General features: G+C 48.2%; 17 protein-coding genes. 9 read left to right on the top strand and 8 right to left on the bottom strand.

Features of this window, described 5'->3' with window-relative positions; genetic code table 11:
- Positions 1 to 1950, top strand: a complete 1950-nt coding sequence (cydC, locus tag M3629_RS22465) for a thiol reductant ABC exporter subunit CydC (protein ID WP_251510485.1) — start codon at positions 1 to 3, stop codon at positions 1948 to 1950.
- A gap of 163 nt (positions 1951 to 2113) precedes the next feature.
- Here cydC and M3629_RS22460 read toward each other — a convergent pair whose 3' ends face one another.
- The gene (locus M3629_RS22460; protein WP_251510483.1) at positions 2114 to 3136 is read right to left on the bottom strand and encodes a LacI family DNA-binding transcriptional regulator; all 1023 of its coding nucleotides are present in this window, start codon (positions 3134 to 3136) and stop codon (positions 2114 to 2116) included.
- A 492-nt stretch (positions 3137 to 3628) separates the two neighbouring features.
- Between M3629_RS22460 and M3629_RS22455 the strand changes: the two genes are divergently transcribed.
- The 3 genes from M3629_RS22455 (at position 3629) to M3629_RS22445 (ending at position 6851) form a co-directional block, all read left to right on the top strand.
- Positions 3629 to 4972 (top strand): ABC transporter substrate-binding protein, encoded by a 1344-nt coding sequence (locus M3629_RS22455; RefSeq protein WP_090921683.1) that lies wholly within the window; start codon positions 3629 to 3631, stop codon positions 4970 to 4972.
- A gap of 167 nt (positions 4973 to 5139) precedes the next feature.
- Complete coding sequence (locus tag M3629_RS22450; RefSeq protein ID WP_251510481.1) at positions 5140 to 6033, top strand: carbohydrate ABC transporter permease; 894 nt, start codon at positions 5140 to 5142, stop codon at positions 6031 to 6033.
- Positions 6033 to 6851 (top strand): carbohydrate ABC transporter permease, encoded by an 819-nt coding sequence (locus M3629_RS22445; protein WP_090921688.1) that lies wholly within the window; start codon positions 6033 to 6035, stop codon positions 6849 to 6851. Before M3629_RS22450 ends, M3629_RS22445 begins: the two co-directional genes overlap by 1 nt.
- Positions 6852 to 7030: 179 nt before the next feature.
- Here M3629_RS22445 and M3629_RS22440 read toward each other — a convergent pair whose 3' ends face one another.
- The 3 genes from M3629_RS22440 to M3629_RS22430 all read right to left on the bottom strand — a co-directional run bounded on the left by M3629_RS22440 (position 7031) and on the right by M3629_RS22430 (position 9289).
- Complete coding sequence (locus tag M3629_RS22440; RefSeq protein ID WP_090921690.1) at positions 7031 to 7990, bottom strand: MraY family glycosyltransferase; 960 nt, start codon at positions 7988 to 7990, stop codon at positions 7031 to 7033.
- Positions 7991 to 8123: 133 nt separating this feature from the next.
- On the bottom strand, positions 8124 to 8978 hold the full coding sequence (locus tag M3629_RS22435) for a hypothetical protein (protein WP_251510480.1): 855 nt from the start codon (positions 8976 to 8978) through the stop codon (positions 8124 to 8126).
- Complete coding sequence (locus M3629_RS22430) at positions 8978 to 9289, bottom strand: ArsR/SmtB family transcription factor (protein WP_154890154.1); 312 nt, start codon at positions 9287 to 9289, stop codon at positions 8978 to 8980. Before M3629_RS22430 ends, M3629_RS22435 begins: the two co-directional genes overlap by 1 nt.
- A gap of 201 nt (positions 9290 to 9490) precedes the next feature.
- Between M3629_RS22430 and M3629_RS22425 the strand changes: the two genes are divergently transcribed.
- Entirely contained in the window at positions 9491 to 9880 is a 390-nt protein-coding gene (locus M3629_RS22425) for a nuclear transport factor 2 family protein (protein ID WP_251510479.1), read from the top strand.
- A gap of 145 nt (positions 9881 to 10025) precedes the next feature.
- On the opposite strand, the gene gntK is transcribed toward M3629_RS22425, so the two are convergent.
- The 4 genes from gntK to M3629_RS22405 form a co-directional block, all read right to left on the bottom strand.
- Entirely contained in the window at positions 10026 to 11573 is a 1548-nt protein-coding gene (gene gntK / locus M3629_RS22420; protein WP_251510478.1) for a gluconokinase, read from the bottom strand.
- A 160-nt stretch (positions 11574 to 11733) separates the two neighbouring features.
- Positions 11734 to 12561 (bottom strand): carbohydrate ABC transporter permease, encoded by an 828-nt coding sequence (locus tag M3629_RS22415; protein ID WP_090921699.1) that lies wholly within the window; start codon positions 12559 to 12561, stop codon positions 11734 to 11736.
- Positions 12562 to 12582: 21 nt separating this feature from the next.
- Positions 12583 to 13533, bottom strand: coding sequence for a carbohydrate ABC transporter permease (locus M3629_RS22410; RefSeq protein ID WP_251510470.1), 951 nt, complete (start codon positions 13531 to 13533; stop codon positions 12583 to 12585).
- Positions 13534 to 13629: 96 nt separating this feature from the next.
- Positions 13630 to 14904 carry an ABC transporter substrate-binding protein gene (locus M3629_RS22405; RefSeq protein ID WP_251510468.1) on the bottom strand — a complete coding sequence of 425 codons (1275 nt, stop codon included), beginning with the start codon at positions 14902 to 14904 and terminating at the stop codon, positions 13630 to 13632.
- Positions 14905 to 15307: 403 nt separating this feature from the next.
- Here M3629_RS22405 and M3629_RS22400 point away from each other — a divergent pair, with 403 nt between their 5' ends.
- The 4 genes from M3629_RS22400 (at position 15308) to M3629_RS22385 (ending at position 20502) form a co-directional block, all read left to right on the top strand.
- On the top strand, positions 15308 to 16081 hold the full coding sequence (locus M3629_RS22400) for a GTP cyclohydrolase II (protein WP_251510467.1): 774 nt from the start codon (positions 15308 to 15310) through the stop codon (positions 16079 to 16081).
- A 272-nt stretch (positions 16082 to 16353) separates the two neighbouring features.
- Positions 16354 to 16923 carry a glycerol-3-phosphate responsive antiterminator gene (locus M3629_RS22395; RefSeq protein WP_353056770.1) on the top strand — a complete coding sequence of 190 codons (570 nt, stop codon included), beginning with the start codon at positions 16354 to 16356 and terminating at the stop codon, positions 16921 to 16923.
- Between the two features lie 22 nt (positions 16924 to 16945).
- Positions 16946 to 18433, top strand: a complete 1488-nt coding sequence (gene glpK, locus M3629_RS22390) for a glycerol kinase GlpK (protein WP_251510463.1) — start codon at positions 16946 to 16948, stop codon at positions 18431 to 18433.
- A 410-nt stretch (positions 18434 to 18843) separates the two neighbouring features.
- Complete coding sequence (locus M3629_RS22385; RefSeq protein ID WP_285888972.1) at positions 18844 to 20502, top strand: glycerol-3-phosphate dehydrogenase/oxidase; 1659 nt, start codon at positions 18844 to 18846, stop codon at positions 20500 to 20502.
- Positions 20503 to 20539 lie beyond the last annotated feature (37 nt).

Here is a 20539-nt window from a genome sequence, read left to right as displayed (position 1 = left end):
ATGAGATCCGGACACCCAGGGACAGAGACCGAACGGGGCAGACAAAGTGGAAAAAATAGCTGGATTACTCCATACGCGGCACAGTACCGCTGGCGATTCATCGGTGCGATTGCACTGGGCACATGCGCGGCTCTCTGTGCGGTGATGTTGCTTTTCACCTCCGGATATCTGATCTCCAAGTCTGCGCTGCGTCCTGAGAATATTTTGATGGTGTATGTTCCGATTGTAGGTGTACGTGCCTTTGGGATCTTCCGGGCGGTGTTCCGTTATGTCGAACGACTCGCAGGACATGATGCTGTTTTGCGTGTGCTCGCAGATCAGCGGGTGAAGCTGTATCGCATTTTGGAGCCGCAGGCTCTGTTTCTGCGTTCGCGAATGCAAACCGGCGACGTGCTCGGCGCACTGGCCGATGATGTAGAACGTCTGCAGGATATATATCTGCGCACCGTGTTCCCCGCCGTTACAGCACTTGTGATCTACGGAGCTGCCGTACTGGCATTTGGCAGTGTAGATCCGATGTTTGCACTGTGTATGGCACTGTATATGTTGTTTATTGTTGCGGTGCTTCCTGCAATTTCTTTGAAAATAACCTTGAGATGGCGTGTGCAGCTCAAAAGAGAAAACAGTAAGCTGTACACACGTCTGACCGACGGTGTGCTTGGACTTGGTGACTGGATTGCCAGTGGCAGAGCTGCAGCTTTTGTACAGTGGCAGGAAGAAGACGAAGAGCATGCTGATCATATTCGGCGCAGGTTGCGGAGCTGGAATCGCTGGCGGGACTTCTTAGCCCAGTGTGTTATTGGGCTGATGGTAGTATCGGTGACCCTGTGGGCGGGACAAGCAGCATCTACTGCTCAGTTGCCCGCGGTGATGATCGCAGCGTTTGTGCTCGTCCTGTTCCCGTTAACGGAATCAATGCTACCTGTTGACGATGCACTCGGGCATATTCCGGATTACCGTGAATCGCTAGATCGATTAAGCAAGTTGGAAGGCTCAGAGGAGCAGGGACGTCAGAATTGCGAAGATCAGGAAAGGAAGTCTTCAGCGTTAGGGGCGCATAACAGACATCAATCTACTTCAGTTGCCGGGCAATCAACCGATGAAGTATTCGTAGCGAATAAGGGAACGACTACAGATGGACGTATCCGTCTGCGAATTCCACCGAAGTTGCGCGCGGATATTGCTATTGAGCATGTGAGCTATCGATACGAGGCGGAGATGGAGTACGTCGTCCGGGATATCTCTCTGCATCTGCCTCAGGGCAAACGTATGGCTATTCTTGGACGTAGCGGTGGCGGTAAATCAACGTTGTTGAAGCTGATCCAAGGTGCTTTGTCTGCCTCATCCGGTAAGGTCTTAATCAATGATCTGCCCGTAGAGATGCTTGGCGAGAGTGTAACCGAAGTAATAGCAGTGCTTAATCAGAGCCCGCATCTCTTTAATACGACGGTTGCGGGCAATCTGCGGATTGGCCGTCTGGATGCAACGGACGAAGAGATTCGTCAGGTTGCCGCACAGGTTGGTCTGTCTGAACTGATCGAATCTCTGCCACAGGGGTATCAGACGCCGATGCTGGAGACAGGACTGCGCTTCTCTGGCGGAGAGCGTCAGCGGATTGCATTAGCCAGGGTTTTGCTGAGGAAGACGCCCGTTGTTATTTTTGATGAGCCGACTGTAGGGTTAGACCCTGTGACAGAACGCGAACTGATGCGCACCATGCTGGATAGCCTACAAGGCAAAACATTAATTTGGGTCACCCACCACCTAATTGGTGCGGAGAAGATGGACGAGATTGTGTTTATGGAAAATGGAAACATCGTCATGCAGGGTTCTCACGAACAACTGCTGGCTCGGGAAGAACGATATCGCCGACTCCTTGAACTGGATCGGCCCGGATGGTTGGATCGGCAGCGCAAATCCCCGTTGCCTCCCACCGCTGCTTTCAAGTAACTGACCGCATTAGGAGATTCTGCTCATCTGTGAGTGGATGTCGCCTCAGCACAGGTGCAATGCGGGAAAATGGTATAATGAGGATATGAGAAAAGACGAAGCAGGCACAGTCCTGCTTCGTCTTTTTTGTGATTCATCGCCCGAAGTCGCCAGTGATCGTTATTTACTGATATGTCTGCAACGTGCCGCAGGATTGGCGCAGTACCAGTTCCGGCTCTACTTTAATGCAACGGTTATCCATTTGTTTGTTCATCAGATCGAACAGGATCATCGCCGCGAGACGTCCGATTTTGTCTGTATCCTGCTTAACGGTTGTGAGTGGCGGATCACTGTAACGACAGGCTTCGATGTCATCACATCCTGCAACAGCAATGTCCTCGGGAACGCGTAATCCCGCCTCTTTAAAGGCTCGTACTGCTCCGAATGCAAGCAAGTCCGTGGCGGCGAATACAGCTCGCGGCAAGATATCTGCTTTTAACAGCTGTTTGGCTGCCTCATATCCATCGGTTGCAGCATAATCTTTGCTATATACCACCCATTCAGGGTTCTCTTCGAGGCTAAACTGCTTTAGGGAATGTTTAAAGGCTTTTTCTCTCTGCTGCATCACGAGGGAGGCACGCTGGAGTCCGATAAATCCGAGATCCCGATACCCATTCATATAAAATTGCTCCACCACTTTGGTCGAGATTTTTTCGTTATCCGACATGATGTAACAAGAGTTCTGTCCCGTCAGTTCGATATCTATCCCGATACATGGAATGGGGCTGGCATCAAGGTCGGATACGCTGCTCTCCACCTCATCCCCCGCGATAATAATACAACCATCCACTTGAAAATATTTGGAACGTGCCAGGTAGTCCTCGCCCTGATCCAGAAACTTTTCATTCGAAAAGAAAAGCAGATCATACCCTAATAGGCCGATCTGTTTCTTAAAGGCATTAATGACCTCCACAAAGAAAGGATGACTAAAATCGACGTTCAGTTTCCCTGCGAATACAACACCGACCAGGTTGGACTTTTTAGTTGCCAGTGTTTTGGCGGAAGATGAGGGGCGATAACCCGTTTCCTCCATAATTTTAAGTACGCGTTGGCGTGTCTCTTCACCAATGTCAGGATAGTTGTTAATAATTTTGGACACCGTTGCAACAGACACGCCGGCCAAACGAGCTATCGTTTTGATATTCATATACATCCCTCAAATTCTAAACTAGTTTCGTAGATTGTGGCTGTGTCTTTTTTTACGCTTTCTTGCCAACATTCTATGCTACAACATCTATAGAGTCAATAAAATAAAGGGCTATACTCGCGGTGATTATGATATGTATGGATATTTTTTAATATATGCTCTCAAATCTAACGAAAACATTAAGCTATTTTAGTAAGAAATAACCCATTCTTCAGTTAAATGCAGACCTGATTTAACTAGATTAACAGGAAAAATAGATTCGGAGAAAGATAGTGAACGAAGATGATTTTCGTAAAATGAAATATAGACTCACCTTGAAAAATACGGAAAAACCCCAGATTTGACGCAGTTTACATCACATAATTTGTAAAAATTCAAATAAACTATTTACAAATTTATCAGGTGAAGTCATAATGAGGGTGTAATTAACGAAACTGATTTCGTAAATTTGTTGAATTGTAAATTAATCTTGAATGGTTGGGGGAAAGTGATATGAAGAGAAAGATTTTATCTATTACACTTGTAACCGCTTTAATGTTTGTGCTTGCAGCATGTGGTAACGGTTCGACCGATTCGGATGGGAAGGCGTCTACGGATGGAAACAAAAAAGTGACGTTAAAGATCATTCACTGGCAGCAAGAGAATATCAACAATTACATCAAAGAATTTAATAAAAAATTTGAAGAGAAGTACCCGGACGTGAAAGTGGAGTACACAACGGTTCCGGCAGATGCAACATACGATCAATTGATGCAAACACGGATGAACGCAGGTAACACGGGCGATGTAGATATCATTCCGCTCAAGTCCAGCTTCGTTGGTGCTCCGCAAGACTGGTCCAAGGGTGCGGCTGATCCGATGTGGAAGCAGTGGATCGACGCAGGGCTGATCAGTGACTTGTCTGGTCAGGCTTTTATCAAAAATTATAACGAAGTTGACGTGCAGAACGCGATGACGTACAACGACAAGGTGTACGGTGTCAATATGGGTAAAGTGGCATTCACAGGCCTGTTCTACAACAAAGACCTTTTTGCCAAATACAATCTGCAAGTGCCGACAACATGGGATGAACTGCAAAACGTCATCAAAGTATTCAAAGATAACGGCGTAGAAGCACTCGGCTTCGCAGGTAAAGATGTTTGGCCGATTGGCCTTGCGGTGCAAGGTCTTCAAGCCTCCATTCATGATGATCAACTGAGCTACATCAAAGGTCTGTGGACAGGTCAAACCAAGCTGACTGATCCGGTACAGATTGAAGTATTGCAAAAGGCTCAAACGCTGATGAACAGTGCAATGCCTGGTTTCATGGGGATTGACTACGGCACACTGCCAAGTCTGTTTGCTACAGGTAAGGTGGCTATGATTGCGGACGGTACGTGGGATGCAACGACGATTCAAGCAGCTAACCCTGATCTGAAGTTTGGATATTTCCCGATTCCGGGCAGTAACGATGCAGCGAAGAACAAAGACTTGGCTGGTAAATACGATATGACCTGGATGGTAGTAGATAAGTCACCAAACAAGGATTATGCGCTGAAGTGGCTTGAAATGCTGTCGGAGAAAGGGAACTATACGGATTTTGTTAATGCAGCCGGATTCCTTCCGACACAGCCTGATGTAGAAATCAAGAGCGAGTTTATCAAAGACATTCAACCATACCTGGAGAACTTCAAGCTTTCCTGGGATCAGCTGTTCATTAATCGTCAGAACGTAGGACAGTACATTGCTGAGTCTAGTGTTCATGCAGAGATGCTTAAACCGGCTGGGCCAATTGCTACACCAGAGGAACTTGCGAGCAAATCGCAAGCAGACTGGGATGCGGCAGCACCGAAATAAACAAATGATTGGACTCGTGTACTAAAGATAGTTCGAGTATCGATCTAAGATTCAATACAGAGTAACCACCGGAATAGCGCTTGGGGTAAGAGCCTTCAGGCCAGCCCGTACCAAGTCAAGCTGTTATTCCGGTTTTTTGGTTTTACCCGATGAAAGGTGTGAGGACGATGTATCCGTTTGGAAAAGGGAAGGCACGGCTGATTCCTTATCTGTATTTAAGCATTCCACTACTGCTTTATGTCGTGTTTGGTTTTGGTCCATCGCTGGTGACGGTGCTGTTTTCGTTTACCGATGCGACTGGAGTGAGAGGACAAGAGTGGAGCTTTGTCGGTTTCGAAAATTATAAAACCTTCTTTGGCGCATCTAATGCAGGTGACCGGCTGGACGCGATCGGGCGATCCTTATATTTTGCGTTTGCTGTAGTCATCATCCAAAACGCAGTGGGTCTGTTCATGGCCATTCTGATTAACAAAAAGCTTCGAGGCGACAAGCTGTATCGTGCGGTATTCTTTTTGCCCGTGGTGCTAGGTGTAACGGTGTCCGGATTGATCTGGCAGCTCGTGGCGAATCCGCTTGGCGGGCCGGCACAGTCGATTCTGAATTTCTTTGGCACCAGTTCGAACTTTTTCGGGGATTATAATATTGCCTTCGAGCTGATTATTTTCGTGCAAATCTGGATGTACATGGGGTATTCCATGACCATCTTCCTTGCGGGGCTGCAGACCATTCCGAGTGATCTGTACGAGGCAGCTTATATGGATGGTGCATCGGGATGGAAAGCATTCACTAACATCACGTTCCCGATGATTGCTCCTTCTTTTACCGTGAATATGCTGTTGTCCATCATCGGCGCACTGCAAACCTTTGACATTATCTACGTCCTCACAGGCGGTAAATTCAATACAACGACACTGGCATTTGACGTGTATGCAACAGCGTTTGGCAGCGGCTCAGCCGATTATGGTCTGGCTTCTGCGGTAGCGATGATTCAGTTCCTGTTTGTGTTTACGATCTCAATGATCGCGTTGTTCTATCTTCGCAAAAGAGAGGTGGAAGTATAATGAAGCAGAGCAGAACATCAAGAACAATCAGCTACATTATTGTGCTGCTGATGCTTGCGCTATACGTCTTCCCTCTGTTCTATCTGTTTAATGTGTCCATGAAAACACAGACGGAGTATTTACTGAATCCCGTAGCACTTACGGAAGGCATTCGGCTGGAGAACTTTGCCGAAGCATGGACGAAGGGCAGTTTCTCGCAGTACATGTGGAACAGTGTGCTTTACACGGGCATGTCCACATTGCTGACCTTAATTTTGTCCATATTTGCAGCTTTCCCGCTTGCTCGCAGATACGTGAAATTCAGTACGTTGATTTATATTTTCTTTTTGATCTCCATGTATTTGCCGAACCCGTTGATTCCTCAGTTCTCTTTGATCAATCAACTGGGGCTGTATAATACGCAAACGGGTTACATTTTGCTGAAAACGACGGGCACAGGCATTGCGTTTCTGATGTTTGTCGGTTATATCAAATCGGTATCCCGCGAGCTGGATGAGGCGGCTGCCATGGACGGATGCGGATACACCCGTTATCTGTTTACCATCCTTGTTCCGCTAATGAAGCCGATTCTGGCAACAGGCATTATTCTCACAGCCATCGGGGTATGGAATGATATTATTGGGCCGACCATTTATCTGTCTGATCCGAATTATCAGCCGGTTACCAAAGGTTTGTTTACCTTCTATGGGCAGTATATGAATAACTGGCCGCTACTAGCGTGTGGTATTCTGATCGTGACGTTGCCACTGGTTGTGCTGTACGTTGCGTTGCAGCGTTTTATCGTTGGCGGTGCAATGGCGGGTGCGGTTAAATCATAGGTTTTTTTACGAATAAGAAAAAAACGGCTAATCTTGATGTGTTCTTGTTGAGTTGATACTCATGTAACAAGTTATTCAATAACAAAAAAAGCCACCCTCATTCGACATGGGGGTGGCTTCTTGTATTTCTATTGAATCATTCATTGGCATAGCTTGCATTGGGTGATCCAACGATTTTTTTACATATCCACTAACAATAAAATAATGGAGGACAGACACAGACAAGTGCTGACCAGATAGAGCACGGCAACCACCTGTTTGTGGTTCAAACCGGCACGGAGCAGGCGATAGTGAGCCTGACTTGCATCGGCTTGATAGATCGCTTTGCCTTGCAGGAAACGTTTGATCACGACAAAAATATTATCGAAAATCGGTACGCCCAGCGCCAGAATCGGAATGAAAATGGACAGCATCGTTGCTTGTTTGAATGCACCGTCAAGTGCGATGACCGCTAGAATGAAGCCTAGGAACGTAGCGCCGGCATCGCCCATAAACACTTTGGCTGGAGCCTTGTTATATTTGAGATAACCAAGCGTTACCCCAACTAAAGTAATGGACATCAGTGCTGAATCGCTCTGGCCCTTCGTGATCGCTACAATAAACAGCGTGATTGCTGAGATCGCGGACAAACCACCAGCCAGTCCATCCATACCATCCGAGAAGTTAATCACCGTCGTAACTCCGAAAATCCACAGGATCGTCAGAATGAATTGCAACCAGATCGGCAGGAGCACATACTCTGCATTGAACGGATTCACGAATCCGGTAAACGCAATACCAGAAGCAAAAACGAGCACTGCAGCGGAGACTTGAATAATCATTTTAGGTAGCGCAGGAAAGTCTTTTCCTTTGGTTTTGTACCAGTCATCAATCGTACCGATCGTCAGGAGAAGCATGCCGCCCGCAACCAATGCGGCTGTCTCCCAGGTCAATTCTTTAGTAAGAGCAATGTATGTCAGGAAAAATCCAGTAAATATCGCGTAGCTAGCGGTCAGTGGTATCGGTTGTCTGTGTAGCTTACGCTCCACATCTTCCCGGGGCTTGTCCACAAAATCCAGCTTGTGCGCCAGTCGGCCCAGCGGCGGAATCAGCAGAACCACGACAGCAAAAGACAATATGAAAGCCAGTATGTACATCATAAACTCGCTTGGTTCACTCCCATCATCCTCATTTCCTCTTATTATACGAGTTCAACCCGAAATCTGTCGATATCAGTATTGTAACCTGGAGTATGGATGGTCATGCGAATCAGATGTAATAGATGAAACCAATCTAGAGGTTACTTTGAGGCAGATAAGGGCCGAAGTAATCAAGTACGTTTTCGGCATGATACCCATCATCGCCCTGCCAAGTAGCGACAAAGATAAAGTCGCCTGAGCCACCTTTACGTTTCCTTGGCGTATCTCCGGGAACCAGAATGCCTGCCGCCGCCCAGATTTCTAACAGAGAATCCCGTTCTTGTTTACTGGACGGTACACATTCCTTCCACTTTTTCTCCAGAGAGCGTGCGCTGTCCGTTGGATCTCCGGTCTGTGCGGTTTCCAGCAGTTTGGCAAGAATCGTTCGGTCTTCCTCAGTCACTTCGTAAGGGGGAATGTGATTGCTCTCCGTGCTGTTACTACTATTATCGTTGTAGTCCTGAAGCAGTAACTCCAGATCCATCAGGCAGTAGAGCAACCAACCGTGCCGTACCCCACTCCATTTGATTCGTTCAAAATTGAGCACGTTTAAATCTGCATCCACATATTGTTTATCCGATTGTAAACGAAGGAAGTTACAGTCCCCGCAGGCGCTTGTATTGGCATGTAAAGCCGGGCGTTCACCGTAGGTATGCAGAGGCATGTTTCTTGTCAAAGCCCAGCTGGATAATGTGCTGCGCAGGTACACTTTTTTGGTGGATAGACTGTGAAGAAAGGCTGTAATGACGCGCTCCTTAAGCGCAGGGTTCTGATGCATGTGATGCAGGCGCTCTACGATCTCGTCATGGCTGATCGTGAGCGGGTCGAACATGACGCCCTTGCTTTTGGCATATTCGAAATCATCACCCGAAAAAGGGGCATGGGGTGATTTCCAACCGCCACCGCCCCAGAATGTATTCATTAGAATCTTGGTTGCCTTTTTATCCATTAATCTGAGCCTCCTGTTTGTAGAATCATAGCGACGAGTCCTGGAAAACGTGCAATGAGTTCGTCCTTTCTAAGGGAATAAAAGTGGTGTTTACCGTCAATGCGTGGCTGAATAATGCCAGCTTCTCGCAAGATTTTGATATGGTGGGACAACGTGGATTTGGAGATATGGTCAACTTCAAAAGCGGAACAATTTTTCTCGCCCGAGCTGGCTAGACAGTATGCAATCTTCATGCGGATAGGGTCACCGAGTGCATTGCAGACTGTGGTCAGGCTCATCTCCGAAGCGGTAGGTATCGTTATAGTTCTCATAAGATAGACGTTAGCATAGTTGGCTATTTCTTTCAATGTTCGAAAAATTTCGAAATATGTATTGCGATTCGGTAAGCTAGTGTGATACAGTTCTTATCGTAATAATTAGTTCGAAATTATTCGAATTGATAGCATGTGCTGAGCATACGGTATGAAATATTTCATTCGAGACAGCAAGAGACAACAGGAGGCTAACCATTGATGAATACAGCAGCGAGCATTACGATGTTGAATAACTATTTCCGATTATTTGATGCTTCACGAACGGATAAACAGGCTATGCAGGACTTGTTATCCCTGTTTACGCCAGATGCCGAGATTGTGTTGAATGGCACCAGTCATGCCGGGTTTGAGGGGTTTATGAAAGCTTTTTATGACTATAACCAAGACATTAAACATATGTGGGATGCCTGGGTGCCCCAGCCGGACGGTAGTTATCAAACCAATTGGGCTGTGTGCGGACAAGCAGCGGATGGATCGGTGTATGCGAAGACGGGCGTGGATATTGCGCGCGTGAATGATGCAGGCCAGATTGTATACTTGGAAAATGTACAGGCGGACGAGAATGCGTTCAGCAAATATAATTCGTAGGTGTGTTATAAACCTCACGGCTTTAAGCTGTGGGGTTTATTTGTATCTTGGAGAGTGTGTACACCGTATCATGGACATATTTTTTTAAAAAAAAAATGGAATGAAACAGGCCCTTCCCCTCTCTAGAATAGGGAAGAGCCTCTATTTACTGCATCATTCGATTCTGGAACGCCGCGATATCGGCATATTCCTCTTCAAATTTGCGTGAGATGCGGATGAAGATCGGCAATAGTTCGCGATACACACGCACACGTTCCGGGTGTGGCTGATGGCGGTGAGTTGAACCGATCATGCCCGAAACGGCGCTTAGGGAATTGATGCGGCCTGTGGCATACAGCCCAAGCACAGCGGCACCAAGGCAGGAACTCTCGATGCTTTCGGGAATGATAACATCCTGATCGAAAATATCGGCCATCATCTGCCGCCACAGCTCGGAGCGGGCGAAGCCGCCGGTGGCCTGAATCTTTTTCGGACGACCAATCTTCTCCTCAATCGCGAGCATAACCGTGTACAGGTTAAACAGCACACCTTCCAGCGCGGCACGGATCATATGCTCCTTCTTGTGATGCAACGTCAGGCCGAAAAACGATCCGCGTGCGTTCGGGTTCCAGAGAGGTGCGCGCTCCCCGGTCATATAGGGGTGAAACAACAGTCCGTCTGAACCTGGCGGTACATTTTCAGCGACACGTGTCAGGACTTCATACGGATCGATCCCGAGCCGTTTTGCCGTTTCCACCTCGGAGGCCGCAAACTCATCCCGAATCCAGCGGAAAATTACGCCGCCATTGTTCACAGGCCCGCCAATCACCCATTGATCCTCCGTAAGCGCATAACAGAAGAAACGTCCTTTTGGATCGGTCACTGGTTTGTCTACGACCGTACGAATTGCCCCGCTGGTGCCGATCGTCACAGCAACAACCCCTGGATCAATGGCATTCACGCCCAGATTCGAGAGCACGCCGTCGCTTGCACCAATCACAAACGGAGTCGTTTCCGCGATACCCATCGCTTTGGCATATTCGGGGTTAAGCCCCTCTTTTAATACATAAGTTGTGGGTACAAGGCTGGACAGATGCTCCGGCGTAATGCCAGCAACATGTAATGCTTCTGCATCCCATTCGAGTTTTTCCAGATTCATAAGTCCGGTGGCAGAGGCCATCGAATGATCAATAACAAATTCAGAGAATAGCTTGTAGAAAACATATTCCTTCATGGAGATCAATTTATGTGTCTGTCTGAACAAGTCCGGTTCTTCTCGGGTGAGCCACATCATTTTAGTTAGTGGAGACATCGGGTGAATGGGTGTGCCCGTTCGCAGATAGATTTCATGCCCGTTCATCTCCGATTTGAGTGCTTCTGTCCACTCGGCACTGCGATTATCTGCCCATGTCATTGCTCGCATCAACGGTTTGCCTTGTGCATCTACAGGCAGAACGCTGTGCATGGCCGAGCTGAACGAAACAAACAGAATATCGTCCGGCTTAACCCCGGCTTTAGAGGTAGCTTGCTGCACGGAGGAAATAACGGCTTGGAAAATATCCTCTGCGTCCTGCTCTGCAATCGCGGGTGTTGGTGTGTGGAGCGGATAATCTGCACCACCTTGTGCAACTATGCTACCGTCTTGCTTGAACAACACAGCCTTGGTTGAGGTTGTGCCGATATCTACGCCGATCATATAAGGTGAAGCCGCCATGGTGATCATCCCTCTTCCATTTCAATATCCAAGCTTATATAACGTCTGGTATCTCATCTATAGAATAAGAATATCAGACTTGAAGGAAGGATCAAAATGGCTTCATATCGGTACTTTGCTCCCAGTGCTCTGGATATCTTTCATCCCTACCTTACCTCAGTTAATCCTTCACCGCTCCAGCAGCAATATCCGAGATAAACTGGCGGCTGATGAACAGGAACATGATGATGAGCGGAAGAACGGCAAGCAGTGTACCTGCAATGACCATCGCATAGTCTGTGTTATAGAGTCCGTTTAATTGAGATAATGCAATCTGAAGTGTGTACTTGCGTGCATCTGTCAGTACAATTAGCGGCCACAGATAGTCATTCCACACGCCGATAAAGGTGAATGCACCGAGAAAGGCAAATGCTGGCCGTAGAATCGGCAATGCAACGTTCCAATACAAGCGAAAGAAATTACATCCGTCGATCCGTCCTGCATCCAGCAGATCGTTCGGGATGGATTCCGTCGCATACTGACGGATCCAGAAGATGCCGAAGGCATTGACCATGCCCGGAATAATGAGGGCTTTGAAGGAACCTACCCACCCGAACGTGGCCATCAGCACGAAGGAAGGCACCAGCGACAGCTGGGAAGGCACCATCATGGTGGCGAGTAGCAGGACGAAAAGCCATTTTTTGCCCGGAAACTCAAACTTCGCAAACGCAAATCCCGCCAGTGAATCAAAAAATAACACCAGAATGGTTACTACACCTGATACAAACAAGGTATTCAGAAAGGCTCCCCAAAAATCAATCTGCTGCAAAACCCGTGTAATATTGTTCCACAGTTCACCGCCGAACCAGAGCTGGGGCGGAAACTTGTAAATGTCGGACGTTGTTCGGGTGGACATAACAATGAGCCAATAGAACGGGAACATGGATATAAGCATGCCACCGATCAGGCCGGTATACAGCACCAGCGACTTGAGATGTTTGGACGCCATGAGCGCTCCCCCCTTGTCACATCAGGATGATTTGCCTTGAACAAGCTTCCAGTTCACGATGGAGAACAGGGCGATAATCAGGAACATGCCCCAGCCAACAGCAGCACCGTATCCAAAATAATTGTTGATAAAGGATTCACGATACAAGTAAAGTACGATGGTCATACCAGCTGCTCCGGCACCTCCGTCATTGCCCACCAGCACCTGCGGTTCGGTGAACAGTTGCATGCCGCCAATCGTAGATGTAATGACCGTGAACAGAATGACCGGACGCAGCATCGGAATGGTAATACGGAAGAAGGATTGCACAGCGGATGCCCCGTCGATTCTGGCCGCTTCATACAGCGTCTGCGGGATGCTCTGAAGTCCGGCCAGATAGATAATGGCGTTATAACCGGTCCAGCGCCAGACCACCATGGAGGAGATAGCGATTTTGATGCCCCAGGGAGCATTCAGCCACTCGACGACCGGGAGGCCGACCGACTGCAGAAGATAGTTAAGGAAGCCATAATTGTTTGCGAACAATGCCCCGAAGATGATGGCTACCGCCACAATGGATGTGACGTTGGGCAGAAAGTAACCGACCCGGAACAAGGTACGGAACTTGATGAAAGGCGCATGTAGTAGAAACGCAATAATAAGAGCGAAGAAAAGCATCGGAATGGTCGAATAGATCCAGATCATCAACGTGTTGCCAACCGCTTGCCAGAACTCGGCATCGGTGAGCATATATTTAAAATTGTTCAAGCCGTTATACGTCATCACACCGATTCCATCCCATTTATGAAAGGCAAGATACAGCGAGAATGCTATTGGGAACAGTCCAAACACGGCGAACAGAATGTAAAAAGGCGAGATGGCAACATAGAGCGCACGATGCTCCCATATACGGGCCCAAAGTGATTTTTGCCGGTCCAGATCGGGCTGGAACGGACCGGAATCAGGGGATGTGCGAGGTTCGGTGACAGCCATAACAACTCCTCCTTTGCGGGATAACGAAACCACATCAAACGCGATCCTGTGAGGCCAAAAAATCAAGTGATATCAGCTTGGAATGAGAGGTCCATCTTAACGCTGTAACTCCCGCTCAACGCGGTGCACCGTATCCGACCAGACTTGCTGTGGATCAGCGTTCTGTTTGGCAATATCGTTCAGCCGACGGGTGATGATATTGTGTACCGAAGGGTATCGTTCACCAAAAAAAGCATCAGGCACATGCTGTGCGGATTCAGCGAATACCGGGCCTGTTGCTTGCCCGCCGAAGAAAGGTTCCTTTTCTTTCATGGCTGGTTTATCAAACACACCTGGAGTTGACGGGAACAGGTTGAGCGTCTGATACTGCTCCAGTTGGTTCTCTGGACTTTGCAGCCAGCGAATCAATTCAAAGGCTTCTTTCGGATGTTTGCTTGATTTTAAAATGGAGAGAAAGGAGCCACCGTTATTGCCATCTCCCCCAGGAGCTCGGGCAACACGCCATTTACCCGAAGTATCTGGTGCGGCCTCCTGAAGCACCTGCTTCATCCAGACTGCACCAACGAACGAGGCAATCTCGCCGTTATTCATTGCTGCATTCCAGGTAGGTGTCCAGCCGTCAGCGTTAGCAAGCAGTCCTTTTTCCTTAAAAGCAACGGCTGTGTCCCAGCTTTTGCGTACAGCAGGAGAATCCATGCCGATAAACGACCCGTCTGGACGGAAATACCGTTCTGCAGCTTGAGAAAGCACCTGATTGTAAACGCTTCCGATATTATCGGTCAGAAAAACCTTTCCGCCAAACTTCTCAAAAATCTGCTCTCCGGCAGCAGCATAGGCATCCCAATTATCGATCTGGCTTGCAACCTGCTCCGGTTCGGAAGGTAGCCCTGCTTCCTTGAACAAGTCTGCACGATAGAAAAGTGCTGTTGGCCCCGTATCCATCGGAAAGCCGATCATCTGTCCATTTGGTGTCACACCTTGCTTCCATTTCCACGGCAAATACTGGTCTTCAACCTCTCCTGCACCTAGATCATACAGGTTATAAAAGCGATCCTCGCTCGGAAATAACTCCATGATCCAGTCGTTAAGTGCGACGATATCTGGCTCACCTGAGCGTGCAGCGAGGGTGGTTTTGAGCTTGGCTTTGAAATCCCCACCGATCTTCTGGGCAGTCAGTTCGATATTCGGGAATTTCTCTTTGGCCTTGGCAATGAGTTTGTCGTCAATGGATCGATTCCAATACCATAATGTAAGCGCTACCTTTTTACTGGATGCTGAATCATCCTGTCCCGGCCAGATGGAGCATCCGCTGATTAGCAGGACACAGGCCATGACGATGGCTATCCAACAGGTTCTTCTACGGCGGTTCATAAGCTAACCCCCTCATCATTAGGTTCGACGCAAGAAGTATTAAGGACTAAGGCTGGGCTTCATGGACTACACCAATAGTGTATGAGTAGTTTCTAAACTCATACCCAATTTTCCTTAAGTGAAACACGTGGGTTGTGTCCATTGCGTAACATAAATTTAGTAGTTACTTTAAAAATAAAAGTTACTTGACACAATATAATTTTTATTCTAAACTAACTTACATTAAGTAACTAATTATAGTGAGGATTATATAGATACGTAATATTTCGCTGTGAGCAGAGCTTGATAATAAAGATGCTTATGAATTTATTACGTCAGTAAGTGATCCAAAATCAAAGTAGCTGCGAATGCATAATATTATGAACCATTTCGAGATGAAGATGCTTAACAGGAGGAACGAACGATGATTAATTCACATATTATTCAACTGCTTGCCCCTAAAATCCAGACTTTTCCGAGTGGAAAAGAATTCATACATTTGGTGGGACCTATTAAACTGCCTGTCAATCTGGATGGGGAAACGAGAACATTTCAATGGTACAGTTGGTTGAAAACGGATAAAGCGATGGAAAGCGGCGAACTGATTGCCTCTCTTGCGGGTGCCGAACTGGCAGAGCGTCAGCAATCCAGCGTGCTGGTGTATGGCGATTTTGCCGAGGCGCAGGATGCGTTGATTCGTATGCATAGTATCTGTCACACGGGCGATATTTTTGGCAGCAAACGCTGTGACTGCGGTTTCCAGCTGGAGCAGTCCATGAAGATGATTGCGGCACACGGCGCAGGTGCGCTCTTTTATCTTGCGAATCATGAAGGACGGGGCATTGGCCTGTTCAGCAAAGCAATGGCTTACATTTTGCAGGAAGAAGGTCTGGATACGGTAGATGCGAACCTACAACTCGGCTTCACGGATGATGCACGTAATTATGACGATGCGATTGCTGTATTGCGTGCACTTCGCTTGGCCCCGGTTACGTTGATCACGAATAATCCACGTAAACTGGCTGCTTTGCAGGAAGCAGGACTCAATGTGGGCGGACGCGTTCCGCTATGGGGAGATCGGTCGGCATTTAATGAGAAGTATCTGCAAACGAAAGTAAACCGTTCAGGTCACCTGGCGGAAAGCGATAGCTGGACAGGTGCGGGAACAGAGGCACGTGTTCCGCATGCACAGGCTTGATTGAGTAAGAATAATAATTTGGATATAACAATTTGGAATAAGATGGTAATTTATAGTCATCATACGTAGGTTGTAGTGCAGATGGGCTGTTACGGTGCTTTTCATTGAAAAGTGCAGTAGCAGTCTTTTTTGCGGCGTAAGATACTTGGCCGGGAGGAATATGCGGTATGTCGCCTAAGTTCTTGAATTTGGTGACTTCCCCCGAATTACTTGCCGTTGGTGTGTGACGAATTATACAATATAGGCATCTGATGAATGCAGGAGGAACAATGGTGGCATTTGAGGGACAACGTATTTTGCCAGCGGCGAAGAGTATGAAGCAGTTTGAAGCAATCATCGAAGGCCCATATACTTACGGGGTCATGTTGGAGACGCATATTGCACAACTGCAAAGCATGATGGACCAGGCCCGGCGGTATGAGAAGAAAATTTTGCTGCATGCCGATCTGGTGCAAGGACTGAAAAACGACGAGTACGCCGCAGAGTATCTGTGCCAGCATATTCGTCCGGCTGGACTGATCTCCACAAGGGCCAGCATCATCCACAAAGCGAAACAAAAAGGCATTACGGCGATTCAGCGGGTGTTCCTGCTGGATACCCATGCGCTGGAGAAAAGTTACCAACTGGTTGCCAAAACACAGCCCGACTATATCGAGGTATTGCCGGGTGTCATTCCGCATATTATTGCGGAGGTGTCTGAACGGACAGGGATCCCCATCATCGCAGGGGGGCTGATTCGCACATCTGAAGAAGTGGAACTTGCGCTCGGTGTGGGAGCGGCGGCTGTAACGACATCCAATGATGATTTGATCAAGGTTTTTAAGAAATCGCTTACAATATAATTACTCACTGGAGGCATAGGGTATGGAAAAATTTATTCTGGCTCTGGACCAGGGCACAACGAGCTCCCGGGCAATTCTGTTTAATCATAGCGGCGAGATTGTACACATGGCACAGCAGGAGTTCCCGCAGTATTTTCCCAAACCGGGCTGGGTAGAGCAAAATGCCAACGAAGTCTGGAGTTCCATCCTCGCCGTAATGGCATCCTGTCTGGCGGAGAGTGGCATCAAACCTGCGCAGATTGCAGGTATCGGCATCACGAATCAACGGGAAACCGCGGTGGTGTGGGATAAGCAAACCGGCAGACCGATCTACAACGCAGTGGTGTGGCAGTCGATACAGACCGCATCCATCTGTGATGAGTTGAAAACGCAAGGGCTGGACGACCTGTTTCATCATAAAACAGGCTTGCTCATTAACCCTTACTTCTCAGGCACGAAAGTAAAATGGATTCTGGATCATGTCCCTGGTGCACGTGAACGGGCAGAGAAAGGGGAATTACTGTTTGGTACCATCGACAGTTGGTTGATCTGGAAACTGAGCGGTGGTACCCATGTTACGGACGTTTCGAATGCTTCGCGCACCCTGATGTATAACATCTATGAGTTGCAGTGGGATGACGAATTGTTGGATATTCTGGATATCCCTAAGGCGATGCTGCCTGAAGTTCGGGGCTCTTCCGAGATATATGCGCACACGACAGATTACCATTTCTTCGGTCACCGGGTTCCGATTGCGGGTGCGGCAGGGGATCAGCAGGCCGCCTTGTTTGGTCAGAGATGTTATGCCCAGGGCAGCATGAAAAATACATACGGTACCGGATGTTTCATGCTCATGAATACAGGTGAGAATCCTGTGCAATCGGATCACGGGTTGATTACAACGATCGCCTGGGGTGTGGATGGTCAAGTTCAATATGCACTGGAAGGTAGCATTTTCGTAGCAGGTTCAGCTGTGCAATGGCTGAGAGATGGGCTCCGCATGCTTCGTTCGTCCAAAGACAGTGAGGACTACGCGAAGCGAGTACCTTCGACGGATGGGGTATATTTGGTACCTGCCTTTGTGGGACTCGGGAGCCCCTATTGGGACAGCGATGTGAAAGGAGCCGTATTTGGCCTAACACGCGGCACCACGAAGGAACATTTTATACGCGCGACACTTGAGGCACTGGCTTATCAGACCAAGGATGTACTGGAGGCCATGGTAACCGATTCTGGCTACCCTGTACATACGCTACGTGTTGATGGGGGCGCGGCAGCGAATGATTTCCTGATGCAATTCCAGAGTGATATTCTGGGCATTCCTGTGGAGCGTCCATCCGTAAATGAAACGACAGCTCTCGGTGCAGCCTATCTTGCGGGCCTAGCCGTGGGGTTCTGGTCAGATACAGAAGAACTGAATCAACATGATCATACGGAGCGAATCTTTGAGTCGGTGATGGTCAAGGACGAGCGGGAGCAGTTGTATTCCGGTTGGCAACGAGCGATCAAGGCGGCCATGGCTTTTAAATAAAACAGAAAACGAACATATGCCTTACTAAATTATAAAAATGGTCATTTGTACTTTTTGGATAAACATATGTTATAAATGATATTTACTGGTGGTAAATGATGCTTAATTTACAGGGATTATCTTCCTGGATGGAGGGAAAGTATTGTCCATAATTAGGAAAATTGTAGAGTTAGTGGATTGCTTTGAAAATCCATCCTTGCACAGAAAAAGTTTTTGAATTTTTTTTGAATAATGTGTCAAATCAGGCCTTCACGCCACCGGAAATCTGTGATAGGATTAAGTCACAAGTTAAAAATGATGTCTGGAGATCGGGAGGGACCACGTGCGTTCAGCAATTGCTGAACGAATGACGTGGTCCTTTTTTTGTTGTTTTTTAGAGAAAAATAAGGGAAATTATGGAGGGGTCGTACATGACAGCAACGTTCTCGGCGGCAAAACGAACCGAATACATGGAACAAATGTCGAATGCACATTTTGACGTATTGGTGATTGGTGGGGGCATTACAGGTGCCGGCATTGCACTGGATGCGGCATCTCGTGGATTGAAGACGGCACTGGTGGAGATGCAGGATTTCGCGGCAGGCACATCGAGTCGTTCCACAAAACTGGTCCATGGCGGCTTACGCTACCTGAAGCAGTTTGAAGTGAAGATGGTAGCCGAGGTTGGAAGAGAACGGGCGGTGGTTTACGAGAATGGGCCACATGTGACGACACCGGAACCAATGTTATTGCCCATATACACGGGAGGCACGTTTGGCCGTTTCAGTACATCTATGGGTCTGATGGTGTACGACCGACTTGCTGGAGTGAAGCGCAGTGAACGTCGCCAGATGCTGAATGCCAGTGATACATCTGCAAGTGAGCCTCTGCTACGGAAGCAGGGACTGCTGGGAGGCGGACGTTATGTGGAGTACCGGACGGATGATGCAAGACTTACGATTGAAGTCATGAAGGAAGCAGTGCGGCACGGGGCGCTGGCTGTTAATTATATGAAAGCGACTTCTTTTCAGAAGGAGAATGGAACGATTACAGGCATCCATGTGATGGATCAACTAAACGGGAATAGTTATAAGCTTATGGCGAAAAAAGTAATCAATGCTTCAGGACCATGGGTGGATACCCTCCGTGAAGTGGATGGCTCACGCCAGGGCAAAACGCTACAGATGACGAAAGGCATTCATCTGGTATTTGACGGCGTGCGATTCCCGCTACGGCAAGCGGTTTATTTTGATACGCCAGACGGACGTATGGTCTTTGCGGTGCCGCGGGATGGCAAAACCTATGTAGGTACGACCGATACCGTATTCCGTGATGACCCGGCTCATCCGTTAATTTCGGAATCAGACCGTGATTATGTCATTGATGCAGTGAACGGCATGTTCCCGGATGTCCAGATTCGCGCAGAGGATGTGGAGTCAGGCTGGGCAGGCGTGCGTCCACTGATCCATGAGGAGGGCAAAGGCCCTTCAGAGATTTCGCGTAAGGATGAAGTCTGGGTATCGGATTCCGGCCTGATTACCATTGCCGGAGGTAAATTGACGGGGTATCGCAAAATGGCCGAGATGGTCGTGGATCTGGTTGCACGCCAGATGCAGCAAGAGTTTGGTTACACCCCGGGACCTTGTGTAACCAAAAAGATGCCGATCTCCGGGGGAGATGTTGGCGGTTCGGCCGGATACGTCACGTACACCGAACGCAAGATCAAGGATGGCGTTGCGCTAGGTCTGGACCGGCAAGCGGCGGAGCGGCTTGCCCGTACGTATGGCTCCAACGTGGATGCGCTGTATGAGCGCATGCCTGACCCGCGAGCCAAGGCAGAGCTTCACGGCATGCCACAGGAGCTTTTGTTGATGCTTCGTTACGCGATAGAGGAAGAGATGGCGGCAACGCCAGCCGATTTCTGGGTACGCCGAACGGGGAATTTATTTTTCCGCATCGATGAGGTACGCCGGTATAAGTCAGCAGTCAGCACGTATATGGCAGAACAGCTTGGCTGGTCAGAACAGCAGGTAGCAAACTACGCTAAGGAATTGGATCAACTGTTGCTGGAAGCATCCGGCAAGAGCTAAAGGAGCAGGAATTTGCGGAGCTAGGTCGAATGGAACA

Source organism: Paenibacillus polysaccharolyticus (assembly GCF_023714295.1).
Taxonomy (GTDB): Bacteria; Bacillota; Bacilli; order Paenibacillales; family Paenibacillaceae; genus Paenibacillus; species Paenibacillus polysaccharolyticus_A.
Note: the sequence above shows the minus strand (reverse complement) of the source record. Positions and strands in the feature narration are given on the sequence as shown.